18 protein-coding genes are annotated in these 12,155 nt (G+C 56.3%); 13 read left to right on the top strand and 5 right to left on the bottom strand.

Annotated elements, in window-relative coordinates; genetic code table 11:
- Positions 1 to 32 precede the first annotated feature (32 nt).
- Positions 33 to 800 (top strand): cell division protein ZapD, encoded by a 768-nt coding sequence (gene zapD / locus M3A44_15435; protein MEQ6342992.1) that lies wholly within the window; start codon positions 33 to 35, stop codon positions 798 to 800.
- Positions 797 to 994: a DNA gyrase inhibitor YacG gene (locus M3A44_15430; protein ID MEQ6342991.1), complete on the top strand. Its 198-nt coding sequence runs from the start codon at positions 797 to 799 to the stop codon at positions 992 to 994. The genes zapD and M3A44_15430 overlap by 4 nt, the downstream gene beginning before the upstream one ends.
- Positions 995 to 1,021: 27 nt before the next feature.
- On the opposite strand, the gene M3A44_15425 is transcribed toward M3A44_15430, so the two are convergent.
- Positions 1,022 to 2,041 carry a Nudix family hydrolase gene (locus M3A44_15425; protein MEQ6342990.1) on the bottom strand — a complete coding sequence of 340 codons (1,020 nt, stop codon included), beginning with the start codon at positions 2,039 to 2,041 and terminating at the stop codon, positions 1,022 to 1,024.
- Between the two features lie 183 nt (positions 2,042 to 2,224).
- Here M3A44_15425 and M3A44_15420 point away from each other — a divergent pair, with 183 nt between their 5' ends.
- Complete coding sequence (locus M3A44_15420; GenBank protein MEQ6342989.1) at positions 2,225 to 2,377, top strand: hypothetical protein; 153 nt, start codon at positions 2,225 to 2,227, stop codon at positions 2,375 to 2,377.
- Positions 2,378 to 2,436: 59 nt separating this feature from the next.
- On the opposite strand, the gene M3A44_15415 is transcribed toward M3A44_15420, so the two are convergent.
- From M3A44_15415 to M3A44_15400, 4 genes are all read right to left on the bottom strand, one after another.
- On the bottom strand, positions 2,437 to 3,141 hold the full coding sequence (locus M3A44_15415; GenBank protein ID MEQ6342988.1) for a TIGR04219 family outer membrane beta-barrel protein: 705 nt from the start codon (positions 3,139 to 3,141) through the stop codon (positions 2,437 to 2,439).
- A 91-nt stretch (positions 3,142 to 3,232) separates the two neighbouring features.
- The gene (locus M3A44_15410; protein ID MEQ6342987.1) at positions 3,233 to 3,571 is read right to left on the bottom strand and encodes a hypothetical protein; all 339 of its coding nucleotides are present in this window, start codon (positions 3,569 to 3,571) and stop codon (positions 3,233 to 3,235) included.
- A 55-nt stretch (positions 3,572 to 3,626) separates the two neighbouring features.
- Positions 3,627 to 4,190 (bottom strand): YfaZ family protein, encoded by a 564-nt coding sequence (locus tag M3A44_15405; protein ID MEQ6342986.1) that lies wholly within the window; start codon positions 4,188 to 4,190, stop codon positions 3,627 to 3,629.
- Positions 4,191 to 4,259: 69 nt separating this feature from the next.
- A complete protein-coding gene (locus tag M3A44_15400; protein ID MEQ6342985.1) occupies positions 4,260 to 4,985 on the bottom strand; it encodes a ComF family protein in 726 nt (241 codons plus the stop codon).
- 98 nt (positions 4,986 to 5,083) lie between these two features.
- Between M3A44_15400 and bioB the strand changes: the two genes are divergently transcribed.
- The 10 genes from bioB to bioD all read left to right on the top strand — a co-directional run bounded on the left by bioB (position 5,084) and on the right by bioD (position 12,118).
- Positions 5,084 to 6,112, top strand: a complete 1,029-nt coding sequence (gene bioB / locus M3A44_15395; protein ID MEQ6342984.1) for a biotin synthase BioB — start codon at positions 5,084 to 5,086, stop codon at positions 6,110 to 6,112.
- A 62-nt stretch (positions 6,113 to 6,174) separates the two neighbouring features.
- Positions 6,175 to 6,522 carry a DNA-binding protein gene (locus M3A44_15390; GenBank protein ID MEQ6342983.1) on the top strand — a complete coding sequence of 116 codons (348 nt, stop codon included), beginning with the start codon at positions 6,175 to 6,177 and terminating at the stop codon, positions 6,520 to 6,522.
- Between the two features lie 179 nt (positions 6,523 to 6,701).
- Positions 6,702 to 6,890: a hypothetical protein gene (locus tag M3A44_15385; GenBank protein MEQ6342982.1), complete on the top strand. Its 189-nt coding sequence runs from the start codon at positions 6,702 to 6,704 to the stop codon at positions 6,888 to 6,890.
- Positions 6,875 to 7,192: a type II toxin-antitoxin system RelE/ParE family toxin gene (locus M3A44_15380; protein ID MEQ6342981.1), complete on the top strand. Its 318-nt coding sequence runs from the start codon at positions 6,875 to 6,877 to the stop codon at positions 7,190 to 7,192. The genes M3A44_15385 and M3A44_15380 overlap by 16 nt, the downstream gene beginning before the upstream one ends.
- Positions 7,193 to 7,217: 25 nt before the next feature.
- On the top strand, positions 7,218 to 7,745 hold the full coding sequence (locus M3A44_15375) for a GNAT family N-acetyltransferase (protein ID MEQ6342980.1): 528 nt from the start codon (positions 7,218 to 7,220) through the stop codon (positions 7,743 to 7,745).
- Between the two features lie 26 nt (positions 7,746 to 7,771).
- Positions 7,772 to 8,581, top strand: a complete 810-nt coding sequence (locus M3A44_15370; protein ID MEQ6342979.1) for a PhzF family phenazine biosynthesis protein — start codon at positions 7,772 to 7,774, stop codon at positions 8,579 to 8,581.
- 52 nt (positions 8,582 to 8,633) lie between these two features.
- Positions 8,634 to 9,782, top strand: coding sequence for an 8-amino-7-oxononanoate synthase (bioF, locus tag M3A44_15365; GenBank protein MEQ6342978.1), 1,149 nt, complete (start codon positions 8,634 to 8,636; stop codon positions 9,780 to 9,782).
- Positions 9,779 to 10,555 (top strand): pimeloyl-ACP methyl ester esterase BioH, encoded by a 777-nt coding sequence (gene bioH, locus M3A44_15360; protein MEQ6342977.1) that lies wholly within the window; start codon positions 9,779 to 9,781, stop codon positions 10,553 to 10,555. The genes bioF and bioH overlap by 4 nt, the downstream gene beginning before the upstream one ends.
- Positions 10,539 to 11,444, top strand: coding sequence for a malonyl-ACP O-methyltransferase BioC (bioC, locus tag M3A44_15355; GenBank protein MEQ6342976.1), 906 nt, complete (start codon positions 10,539 to 10,541; stop codon positions 11,442 to 11,444). Before bioH ends, bioC begins: the two co-directional genes overlap by 17 nt.
- Entirely contained in the window at positions 11,444 to 12,118 is a 675-nt protein-coding gene (gene bioD / locus M3A44_15350) for a dethiobiotin synthase (GenBank protein ID MEQ6342975.1), read from the top strand. Before bioC ends, bioD begins: the two co-directional genes overlap by 1 nt.
- The last annotated feature ends 37 nt before the right edge of the window (positions 12,119 to 12,155 follow it).

Raw genomic sequence — 12,155 nt, 5'->3', positions numbered from 1 at the left:
TCCGGCGATGACTAGCGAATCGGTAATCTTCCGTGCAGAAAAAAATCACTTACGAACAACCACTCAACGAACGGATCCGCACCTTTTTGCGGCTCGAATTCCTGTTTCAGCAGGCGTATGTCCATCTGGCGAATAACTCCGTATGGGACAGTCGCGCGACACTCAACAGCATTCTGGAAATACTGAGCATTTTCAGTCGCGCCGATCTCAAGACCGAGGTCATGAAGGAGCTCGAGCGGCAAATTACCGTATTGGAAAGACTGGAGCAAAATCCTAGTGTCGACCGCCAAAGGCTAGGCTCGCTGCTCAGTGACATGGATGGGCTCATCGACCATCTGCACGCCAGCAAGGGTCAAGTCGGCCAGGAATTGCGGCAGAACGAATTTCTTAACAGTATCCGGCAGCGCAGCAGCATCCCTGGTGGCACGTGCGATTTCGATCTCCCCGCTTACCACTACTGGCTGCAACAACCCCCTGAAGTGCGCAGGCAACAGCTTGAGCTGTGGCTCAAACCCTTCAGCGCCATCGCGCAATCCATTAGCCTGATCCTGCGGCTGATCCGTGATAGCGCCCCACCGGCGAAGGAAGTCGCCGAGGCCGGTTTTTTCCAAAAAACCCTGGAGCCGACGCCCCCATGTCACATCGTGCGTGTTACCGTGCCGGCGGACAGCCCCTATTTCGCCGAGATCAGCGGCGGCAAGCACCGCTTCACGGTGCGCTTCATGGAGCAGCGGATAGACGAGCGTCCAGTGCAGACCATGGACAACGTGAGCTTTGAGTTGACCTGTTGCACCATATGACGCAGGTGAAAAAAACCGTTGTCACCTGTCCCACGTGCGGCAAAGCCGTGGAATGGACGCCGGAGCAGCGCTGGCGGCCGTTTTGCAGCGAACGCTGCCGACTCATCGATTTGGGCGAATGGGCAAGCGAGTCATACCGCGTCCCAACCGAAGAACACACGCCCCCTGAAGATCCAGAGACGGAGAAGCAGTGAGGGACGCGGTGTAGACGTTCACCCCCTCTACATTATCTGGTTACAGTCACTCCCCCACAACGCCCCGATTGCCGCAATACCTTGCGCTCCATGCGCCCAAGCCTGGGGCAGATGGCCCGGTGTCATCCCACCCAGTGCGTATACTGGCACCGTGGTCTGCTCGGTCAGCGCGCGCAACCCGGCCCACCCCAAGGTCTGCGCACCTGGATGGCTGGCGGTTTCCAGCACGGGTGAGACCACCGCAAAATCAACGCCGATGCGGTAGGCGTGGGCCAGTTCTGTAGCGTTGTGGCAGGAGGCGGCAACCCACAGATCCCGGGCCAGCGGACGTTCATCCAGCGTCATCAGGCGTGCGCTGTCCAGATGTACTCCATCGGCACCCAGTTCCAGCGCAAGGTTATAAGGGGCGTTTAGCACCAGTTGTGCCTGATAGCGTCGGCACAGGTGCAGCGACTGTTCCGCCAGACGTTTGTAATCGTCACCCGCCAGGGTCTTTGCGCGCAATTGCACCAGCCGGATCCCGCCGCGCAGGGATGCGCAAGTGCCGTGGGCGCACGACGCGCTGGAACGGCCGCCTAGCAGCGATTGTTCGAGCGCACGGAGAAAGTCGCCTGTCTCGCCACGCGGCTCGGGCGTTATCAAGTAAAGAGGGGGCAGGCGCGCGGCAGTTACGATAGGCCAGTTCGCAGCCGGGTAGGCGCGCTCCAAGAGACGCTCCGGTGCAACCCACTCGATCTGCTGGCCCTCACGACCATGAGGTTGCCCGGCAAAGGCATCGACGCGCCATACATCGAGCAGCACGGATTTGTCAGCATAATCATGATGCACCCGGATCAGCGGACGGGCGGTCTCGACGGTGATTCCCAGTTCCTCATACAGCTCCCGCGCAAGGGCGCACCGTATGTCTTCACCAGCCTCAACCTTGCCACCGGGAAACTCCCACAATCCGCCTTGATGCGCCTCGGGTGGGCGTAACGCCAGCAGTACCTCGCCCGCACTGTTAACTACAACGGCGGCGGCGACGTGTTGAACCTTAGGGGATGGCATGGCGGGTTAAACAGTAGCCATAAGTGTTTTGAAAAGAGGATTTTTATGCCCAAAAAGGACACTTGTTGTCATTTTGCGTCATGGTTCACAACTATAGTGATACGCCCCGCACAGCAATAGCCTTCAACTCTTGGCACTATAGACTCAACAGAAACAACTTATCCTTTATCCCTGGAGCCTAAAATGTTAAAGATCATATTTGCAGTCATAGTAGGGTTAGTGGTAATCACCAGCCCCGGTGATGGCGTCAGTGCCTTTACTGCCTATAAAGATTACATACTGGCGCTGATCGTCGCGTTTCTTGTTCATCCACTGGTGGTTCGTCAGTTCGAATAAGCAAAACCGGGAGGGACGCGCCTGCAATCCTGCGGCCCATCCCGGAGTTCGCAGTAGGGCTAAAAATCCGCCCCGATCGCCAGGAATGGACCTGCGTTTTTGATGGTCGCCTTGTTGGAGCCGTCTTTCAGCTCCACATCTATATAGCGGTATCCGCCCGCCACATAAAAGAACGGCACAGGGCTTAGCTTGACTTGGGCGGCGACATCATAGAAATGATTGCCCTGATAGACCATACCCATGCCATCGACCTCTGCTTTAACAAAAGGCATGCTGGCGCGCACTACGGCCTTGAGCATGGGGACGGGGACGGAGAAGCTGGCGCTTGCAGATTGGGAAGAGCCTTTCAGAGCGACCGAGCCATCTATGTATTTCAGGTTTGCACCAACTTCGGCTGAGACGATTCCTGCATCCAGCGCTGTAAGCGTCCAGCCCACATCGTAGGTTTTTAATTCCGCGTCAGTTTGCAAAGAAGTGCCGGCACCAAATGTTGTGTTGTCGTATGTGACGCCTTTGGAGAGTGTGGTGGTCGCATCATATTTGATCGGCGTATACCCGACGTAGAGATTCCCCAGTGCTATCACATGCAGCCTGGCACGGGCAAAGGCGATGGTTTGATCCTTGAGCCCCAAGTCATCCTTGAGGTTGATGTCCGGGGCGGAATTGGTATGGGTTTGTCCTGAAACGCTGGATTTCCAGCCCGCCACTTGCACGTCAAGATCCACCGGCCCCAAGGCAAACGCCGAACCTGCCGGCAACATCATTAAAGCAACTGCTATCCGTCCGCTTTTTTTCATAATTCCCCCACACGTTGGAAATAAAAAGGTGAAATAAAAAGGTAAGGTGAGACGCCTCTCAGGCATAGTCATCAATCCTGTGAAGCGGTGTAATCCGGCCACTCTCCATCAGGGAAAGTGACCAGTATTCCGCCACGGCGCGCCGTGCGATCATGCTTTCGCCGCTCGTCGGCCTAGTATAGCGGCCTGTTTGGTGAAAACTTGCGGAATAAGCGCCGGATAGCCCCTGCTTCTCAAGGACATCACCTTCCACCACCTGCTCGGCAGGAACTTGCTGCCGGACTTGCCGGTTAAGGGCGGGGGGCAGTGCAGATGCCAGCGCGGTAATCTGCCGCACACCGGCATCGGCACGCCGCGCCGATGCGCCATAACCAGATATCAAGGTGGTGACTGTCATCGTCCGACTATTCCATTAGCAGGTTCTCAAACCAGCGGCAAAGCCGTGAAATTTTCTAAAACAGGAACTTCACACCCACGTGGGCGCCTTCATCGAGCGTGGCACCGGGTCCGTTTTCAATGCCAAACCTGATTTTGCGATAACCCACATAAGCTGTTGCCTGAGGCAATATTTCATATTCCAGCCGGAGGCCCGTTTCGATAAATCGGTCGGCATCGCCGAATGTTACAATTTTCGGTGCAAAATAGAATTGGCCAACAAGTCCCAGGCGCTTGGCAACCGGCGGTGAAAAGCGCACCTGTCCACCCAGCGCCAATGCACCGGCATCATATTTTGAAACGGAGGCGGCCAAGCCTTTGAGGCCCACACCGACCGTCAGTCCAGGCAGATTGGCGCCTACTTCATTCATTACCTGCATGCCCGCCTCAATCATGCCCTTCCCATTCTCAGAATAGAGAAGGCCGGCATTTAATTCCGATTTCCCCAGGCTGTCCCGCCCCAATGGCATCGAATAGCGCAACTGGGCGCTTTTGTCGCTCAGATTGATGTCCACGGCATCCGCCAAGGCACTAGTGCTGGTGGCCAACAGGGCAATAACGAGGGTTTGGCGCAAAGTCATAAATTTCTCCATCATTAATAACAATTTCCAAGAATAACACAACCCAATCGTACGCCCAATCTTGTCGCGTCAATCGTTTAACGATGCGCGAGCGCATACCCACACATCGATAGCACTTGCCTCGGCCTCGCGTAACGCCGTGGCAAGTTCCTCGACGGTGCTACCGGTGGTCATTACATCGTCAATAATGGCGACATGGCGTCCTTTGAAGCTGCCCGTTATATTGAACACCCCCTTCACATTGCATGGGCGTTCTTTGGCTGGCAAATCTGATTGTGCAGGTGTGGCACGCGATCGCTCGCAACCGAGGTAGTCAATCGGGAGGTTGAGTTTGCGTGCGATTGGGCGCGCCAGCTCCAGGGCCTGGTTATAGCCACGTTCGTGCAAGCGCGCGCGATGCAGGGGCACCGGGATAATCAGGTCGGGCCGGATTTGCACGTTCTGTTCCAGATGATCGGCCATGATCTCCCCCAGCAGGCGAGCGATGTGGAGTTTTCGATTGAATTTAAGATCCTGGATAAGGTAATCCACCGGGCTGGCGTACGTGAACACGCTCAAAACACGGTCATAGGCGGGGGAATCATTCAGGCAGTTTCCGCATAATGCCACGCTGCACCCATCATCATTGTGTATGCCGTGCAATGGCAAGGCGCAGCGCTGGCACGCCTGCTTTTGATAGGGCAGCTCCGCCCGGCAGCCCAAGCAGAGATCCAAGCCATGGCTGCCCTTGGCGCCGCAGACGACGCAGATCGGCGGAAATAGCAGGGATTGCGCAATATTTAACCAGTCGTTCACTTTTGGGGCGCCATTAGGTTGACAGGAATCGCGTTGCCTTTAATATCTATATTCACAGAAATCCTTTCACATCATACCCAAACAGGAAAAGAGTCGCCATGAACAACGAAATCTATCAGCGCATCGACAGCCTGACCACCCGCATTCTTGCGGGCGGGGATATAACGGGCGACGAAGGACGCTGGATGATCCGCCTGGAAGACGATTACCTGCCCTGGCTTATGGCGGGTGCCGACCGCATCCGCAAGACATTCCGCGGCAACGAGGTTGAGGTGTGCGCCATCTCCAACGTGCGCTCCGGCAATTGTTCCGAAAACTGTTCGTTCTGCGCCCAGAGCGCCCATCACAAGACGGCAGCTCCGGCCTACAATTACATTTCCAGCGAAAAACTGGTGGAGCAAGCCGAGCGTGCGCGTGCCTGGGGCGCCAGCGATTTTGGCGTGGTGTCCAAAGGCTGGGGCGTGCGCTCCGCCAAGGAACGCAACCAGTTGCAAGAATATTTCACAACGCTAAAAGAACACTCGGATATAGGCCGGTGCGCCAGCCTTGGCGCGCTGGACGAAGAAACCGCGGTCATGCTCAAGGGGATGGGCATGGAAAATTACCACCATAACCTGGAGTGCGCACCGAGCTTTTTCGACCAGGTCTGCACCACCCACACCTACCAGGAAAACATCGACACCATCAACCATGCACGCAAGGCTGGCCTGCGCGTCTGTGCTGGCGGCATTTTAGGAATGGGTGAAAACCTCGATCAGCGTGTTGAACTTGCGTTGACACTGCGTGAGTTGGGAGTGGAATCCGTGCCCCTGAATTTTCTTAACCCTCAAGCCGGCACTCCCATGGGTGAGCGCGAACCCATGCAGCCCATGGATATTCTCAAGGCGATAGCGGTGTTCCGTTACCTGTTGCCGAAAGCGGAGATCCGCATCGCAGGCGGACGCCAGTTCCTCGGCGACATGCAGGCCATGATCTTCATGGCCGGCGCATCGGGCGTGATGATCGGCGATTACCTCACCACCAAGGGACGCCAGGTAGAAGACGACCTGAAAATGCTGGAAGCCCTCAACCTAAGGCCGCGTGGTGATACACAGCAGCGGCGTGCGGCTGTTAATAATAATAGTTAGAGCAATCTCCGGCCCAGATCAATTGATGGCCAACTTCAACGCCGACATTGCGAGGTGGAATCATGAAAACGGTCGTTCTTGAAGTGCGCTCTCTGGCAGAAACGCTCACTGACGCTTCGCGGGCCATGAAGACAGGCCGCACAGATCGCACGGCACATATCGCCTTTGCCATTCCTGAACTACTCTGGCAGGTGCTCACGGCCAAGCGTTGGGAACTACTCAAAGCCCTATGCGGTGCAGGCCCGGTATCAATCCGAGAGGCGGCAAGGCGAGTCAGCCGCGATGTAAAGGCAGTTCAAGGCGACGTGACCGCACTGCTGAAGGCAGGCATCCTCACCCGAACCGCTGATGGTGGTATTGAATTTCCATATAAGGCAGTGAAGGTTGAGTTTATGCTGCAGGCAGCCTAATCAATCAATTTGTAACAAGCCGGACAGGTCGTCAGGGGGGCTTGATTGGTGTATATCTCCACTCATACGGTTACCATGGCCGCTCTTTTAGTGGCGTCTGTGCCCGTTTTTGCTCTTGGCCCTCCAGTGCCTGATGAATTTATTGGTGACTCAATGAAGCATAACTATCGGAGGTCAAAATGAACGCAGCGAAGGAGAAGGTACGGGGGCTACTTGAAAACCTGCCCGAGGATTGCACGGTTGAAGACGTTCAGTATCATCTTTACGTCTTGGAAAAAATTCAGCGGGGCATATCCAGGGCGGAGTCCGAAGGCGTCATAACACAAGAAGAAGTTGAAAAGCGGCTGAGCAAATGGACCACAGAATAGAGTGGTCACCTGAAGCAACTGAGGATGTCGAAGCAATTGCGGGGTTTATCAGTCGAGATTCTGTATTTTACGCGCGAGCGGTGGTGTCAAAAATATTATCGGTATCCAGAACCCTTGCAGATTTCCCACATATCGGCCGGGTAGTGCCTGAGCTTGGTAACGAAAACATCAGGGAGCGGTTCGTGTACAGTTATCGGCTTGTGTATTGTATCGAAGAAAAGCGGATATTGGTGGTGGCTGTTGTTCATGGGAAGCGTCTGCTGGAGTCCATAGCCAGTCGTTTTACGGATGCCAACGTCTAATAATAGCTAGACCGCAAATCAACATATGAGCATTGATACATTCCGCACAGCCAGTAAGTCAGATGCCGATGCAATAGCACAGCTCGTCAACAAAGCATATCGCCCGGAATCAGGCGTGTCTGGCTGGACTCATGAATCCCATTTGGTGTCAGGTGGCAGAACGAGTGTTGGTCAAATCGAGGCAATGGTATCAAAGCCAGATTCCATTATTCTTGTCGGCCTTAAGGGATCAGAAATTGTGGCTTGTGTTCATGTCGAGAAAGACGGCAGCAATAGCCACATTGGTATGCTCGCGGTTAGCCCAGCACTGCAAGGGGTTGGCGCGGGAAAGCAAATGCTTGCTCATGCGGAAAGATATGCGAGCGCAAATTTCAGCTCCGAGAAGTTCATCATGGTTGTTGTGTCCTCAAGAAGTGAACTCATTTCTTTTTATCTGAGGCGCGGGTATCAAAAAACAGATACCGTAATGGACTATCCGCTGTCGGCGGGAGTCGGCATCCCAAAACATGCCGGACTCAAAGTCGAGGTTTTGGAAAAGCGGTCTCTACCGTAGAGATTCCACCCCACAAGCCACTGGATATGAAAATCAAACAATACCAAGTAGACGCCTTTGCATCCCGTGTATTCGAGGGAAATCCGGCTGCCGTATGCCCTTTGGAAAGCTGGTTGGACGACGGTCTTCTTCAAGCCATTGCGGGGGAAAACAATTTATCCGAGACGGCCTTCTTTGTGCCTTCTGCAAAGGGGTTCAACCTGCGCTGGTTTACGCCAGTCAAGGAAATTGATCTTTGCGGCCACGCAACTCTGGCAACGGCCCATGTCATTTTTGAAATTCTTGGCTATTCCAAGCAGTCCATCCCCTTTGAGACACGTAGCGGCGATCTTGTCGTAAGGCGAAAGGGGGATCTGTTGGAGATGAACTTCCCCTCCCTCCCGCCAAGACCATGCGCTATACCAGAGGCATTAATTGAAGGTCTCGGCCAGCGGCCCGTCGAGGTGTTGTCAGCCGACGATTACCTGGCCGTGTTCGACAGCGAAGCGACGGTTCGTGCAATAGCGCCAAACCATACCTTGCTGAGCCAGCTTGATTTACGTGGCGTGATTGTCACCGCGCCCGGCATGGATGTCGATTTTGTCAGCCGTTTCTTTGCGCCCAAATACGGTGTCCCCGAAGACCCCGTCACAGGCTCCGCTCATTGTGAACTTGCGCCGTATTGGGCCAATAAACTTGGTAAGAACACCCTGAGCGCCAAGCAGGTTTCCAGGCGTGGCGGTAACATCGCCTGCGAGGTGAAAGCTGACCGCGTGCTTCTCTCAGGGTATGCTGTCACGTTTATGGAAGCAGAAATTACCTTAGACATTAGCCACAGAGGACACAGAGTTTGTTAATCAATCTCAAGAACGTTTTCTCCGTGACCTCTGTGTGCTCTGTGGCTAAATCATGAAATCCCTGGCCACTGGGCTGGAGCAACAACGGGCGCTTAATCTCTATCGCACACGCCGGGTGCTGGAGAGTCCACAGGGTGCGGAGGTGGTGGTTGAGGGGCGGCGCTATCTGTCCTTTTGCAGCAATGATTACTTGGGGCTTGCCAATCATCCCGACGTCATCGGCGCATTGCAACAGGGTGCCGCCGAGTACGGTGTGGGTAGCGGCGCGGCGCATCTGGTGAGTGGGCACAGTGCCGCTCATCATGCACTTGAAGAAGAACTGGCGGCGTTCACCCACAGGCCGCGCGCCCTGCTGTTTTCCACGGGGTATATGGCCAACCTCGGCGTGGTTAGCGCACTGGTGGGCCGGGGTGATGCCGTGTTTGAAGATCGTCTCAACCATGCCTCGCTGATCGACGCCGGATTGCTGTCGCAGGCGCGCCTGCGGCGTTATCCTCACAATGATATGGAGGCGCTGGAGCGGTGTGTGGCGGGAGACTGCTCCAAAACAAGACTCATAGTAAGCGATGGTGTGTTCAGTATGGACGGCGACATCGCGCCACTGCCCGCACTTGCCACCATCGCCCACGGACACAATGCAGCGTTGATGATCGACGACGCCCATGGTTTGGGCGTGCTGGGTGCGCACGGTGGAGGGGTAGTGGAGCACTTCGGATTGGGCGTGGATGAAGTGCCAATTCTGATGGGTACGCTTGGCAAGGCCTTCGGTACCTTCGGTGCGTTTGTGGCAGGCAGCGAAGAACTCATCGAAACCCTGATTCAGCGTGCCCGCACTTACATCTACACCACCGCGCTGCCACCCGCCATTGCGCAGGCGACGCGAGTCAGTCTCCGGCTGGTGCAAGAGGAAGACTGGCGACGCACGCATTTGCACACCTTGATCGCGCGGTTTCGTGACGGGGCGGAGCGGTTGGGGCTGGCGCTGCCTGCATCAGCGACACCGATCCAGCCGCTAATAATCGGCGATGCAGGGCGCGCGGTGGCGTTAAGCGATGCGCTCATGGCGCGTGGCATCCTCATCAGCGCCATTCGCCCTCCCACAGTCCCGCAAGGCAGCGCACGGCTGCGCATCACGCTCTCTGCGGCTCACAGCGAAGCACAGGTGGATCGGCTGCTGGACGCGCTGGCGGAGTTATTGTGAGTTTGTATGTAAAGACCCTAGGTGCGGGGCCGGACATCGTGTTGCTGCACGGCTGGGGCCTGCATGCGGACATCTGGAAAGAAACCGCCCAACGTCTGGCATCGGCCTTCCGCGTTACGCTCATTGATCTGCCGGGGCATGGGCGCAGCGCGGCCATCGACGGTGATTTTGATCTGGATGCGCTGACGGCAGCGGTTGCGGCGGTAGCACCGTCGCGTTCCGTGTGGCTGGGGTGGTCGCTTGGAGGGATGGTTTCCATGCGGCTCGCCATCGAACATCCCGAGCGGGTAGAGGGTCTGATTCTGGTCGCCAGCAGTCCGCAATTCGTGCGCAGCGGCGATTGGCCGCATGCCATGGAATTGCAGGTGCTGGAAGCCTTTACCCAAATGCTGGAGCAGGATTATCACGATACCTTGCAGCGGTTTCTGGCGCTGCAAACGCTGGGCAGCGGGCGCGGCAGCGAAACGCTGCGTTCCTTGCGTGAGTTGGCATCACGCCACAGCCCGCCCCCGCCGGCAACATTGCGCAGCGGCCTTGCAATTTTGCGTGATGCGAATCTGCGTCCCCGCTTGCGCGAGATTGGCTGTCCGGTGCAGTTGGTATTCGGTCAGCGCGATGCCCTTGTGCCGCTTGCGGAAGCATTGGATATCAAGGAAATCTGGCCCAACGTGCATTGGCATGTTATCAAGGGGGCGGCTCACGCGCCGTTTTTGTCACACCCCGATGATTTTTTTGCAGTAGTGGATGAATTTTTATATGAACAAATCAGATAATAATACAAGCGACTTCCTGCTCGATAAAAGCCTGGTGCGCGCCTCATTTGACCGCGCCGCCTCCCATTATGACGAAGCAGCAGCGCTGCAGGCCGAAGTGAGAAATCGCATGCTGGAACGGCTCGATCTGGTAAAGCTTGCCCCTGAGTGCATCATCGATATCGGTGCAGGCACCGGCCATGGCGTTGCCGCACTGGCGCGCCGCTATAAAAAATCCCGCATCATCGCCATGGATCTGGCGTTCAACATGCTGTTGCAAACACGCCGCCATAATTCATCCTGGCTACCCTGGCAGAAAACACCGGCGCTGGTGTGTGGCGACGCCGAGCGCCTGCCGTTTGGGGATGGCTGTGCCGATCTGATCTTCTCCAACCTCACCATCCAGTGGTGCAATGACCTGGACAACACCTTGCGCGAGTTCCGCCGCGTGCTGAAACCGGGCGGCCTGTTGATGTTCACCACTTTTGGGCCAGACACGCTCAAGGAATTGCGCCACAGCTGGAAAGCCGTGGATGGCTTCAATCACGTCAACACCTTTATCGACATGCATGACATCGGTGATGCCATGATGCGCGCGCGGCTCACTACGCCAGTGATGGACGTGGAAAACTTCACGCTGACCTATCCGGATATTCAGCGTCTGATGCGCGATCTCAAAACCATCGGCGCGCACAACGTCACTGCCGGGCGCTCACGCGGCCTGACGGGCAAGACGCACCTACGCTCGCTCGCCGCCGCTTACGAATATTACCGGCGCGACGGCCTGCTGCCTGCCACGTATGAAGTGGTTTACGGCCATGCCTGGGCACCGGAACACGCCGCCACGCCGCAGCAATCCGAGGAGCCAGGGGTATTCAAAGTCGCCTTCCCGCCACGGCGCAATCCTTAATGACACGCGGCTTCTTCATCACCGGCACCGACACCGACGTGGGTAAAACCTGGGTGACAGCGGGCGTGCTGGCGGCGCTGGCGGCGCAAGGTTACACTACGGCCGCGATGAAGCCCGTTTCTGCCGGATGTCTTGAGACAGCCGAGGGTTTGCGCAACGGCGACGCGCTGGTCCTGCAACGTCACGCCACCCTTCACCTGCCCTATGCACAGATCAACCCTTATGCCTATGCCGCGCCCATCGCACCGCATATTGCTGCCAAGCGGCTGGGACAGCGCATCGACATTGCGCCCATCAAGGCAATCTTTGATGATATGGCACAACGCATTGATTATGTAGTGGTTGAAGGCGCGGGCGGCTGGCGGGTGCCACTCAATGAGCGCGAAACAATCGCCGATCTCGCCCAAGCGCTCGGCCTGCCGGTGATCCTGGTCGTAGGAATGCGCCTGGGTTGCCTGAACCACGCCTTATTGAGCTGCGAGAGCATTGTCCGGCAGGGCGTACCGCTGGCGGGCTGGGTGGCGAACAGTGCATGCCCTGAATTCCCGGAACTGCAAGAAAATATCGACGCCCTGCGCGAACGCATCAGCGCGCCGCTGCTGGGCGTGATCCCTCATCTACGGGAGTTTGATGCCCAAGTAATTGCAAGGTGTCTGGATTTAAAGAGCATTTAACCTTAAAACCGCTTTTTGTCCACGAAAAACACAAAAT

This window comes from Gammaproteobacteria bacterium (assembly GCA_040183005.1).
Taxonomy (GTDB): Bacteria; Pseudomonadota; Gammaproteobacteria.
This window is presented reverse-complemented; position numbering and strand designations above follow the sequence as displayed.

Coding starts and splice junctions, on each gene's coding strand:
- M3A44_15370 (MEQ6342979.1), top strand. CDS start 7,772: ATGAAAATCAAACAATACCAAGTAGACGCCTTTGCATCCCGTGTATTC.
- bioB (MEQ6342984.1), top strand. CDS start 5,084: ATGAACAACGAAATCTATCAGCGCATCGACAGCCTGACCACCCGCATT.
- M3A44_15410 (MEQ6342987.1), bottom strand. CDS start 3,571: ATGACAGTCACCACCTTGATATCTGGTTATGGCGCATCGGCGCGGCGT.
- M3A44_15390 (MEQ6342983.1), top strand. CDS start 6,175: ATGAAAACGGTCGTTCTTGAAGTGCGCTCTCTGGCAGAAACGCTCACT.
- M3A44_15385 (MEQ6342982.1), top strand. CDS start 6,702: ATGAACGCAGCGAAGGAGAAGGTACGGGGGCTACTTGAAAACCTGCCC.
- M3A44_15405 (MEQ6342986.1), bottom strand. CDS start 4,190: ATGACTTTGCGCCAAACCCTCGTTATTGCCCTGTTGGCCACCAGCACT.
- M3A44_15380 (MEQ6342981.1), top strand. CDS start 6,875: ATGGACCACAGAATAGAGTGGTCACCTGAAGCAACTGAGGATGTCGAA.
- bioF (MEQ6342978.1), top strand. CDS start 8,634: ATGAAATCCCTGGCCACTGGGCTGGAGCAACAACGGGCGCTTAATCTC.
- M3A44_15375 (MEQ6342980.1), top strand. CDS start 7,218: ATGAGCATTGATACATTCCGCACAGCCAGTAAGTCAGATGCCGATGCA.
- bioC (MEQ6342976.1), top strand. CDS start 10,539: ATGAACAAATCAGATAATAATACAAGCGACTTCCTGCTCGATAAAAGC.
- M3A44_15430 (MEQ6342991.1), top strand. CDS start 797: ATGACGCAGGTGAAAAAAACCGTTGTCACCTGTCCCACGTGCGGCAAA.
- M3A44_15415 (MEQ6342988.1), bottom strand. CDS start 3,141: ATGATGTTGCCGGCAGGTTCGGCGTTTGCCTTGGGGCCGGTGGATCTT.
- bioD (MEQ6342975.1), top strand. CDS start 11,444: ATGACACGCGGCTTCTTCATCACCGGCACCGACACCGACGTGGGTAAA.
- M3A44_15425 (MEQ6342990.1), bottom strand. CDS start 2,041: ATGCCATCCCCTAAGGTTCAACACGTCGCCGCCGCCGTTGTAGTTAAC.
- M3A44_15420 (MEQ6342989.1), top strand. CDS start 2,225: ATGTTAAAGATCATATTTGCAGTCATAGTAGGGTTAGTGGTAATCACC.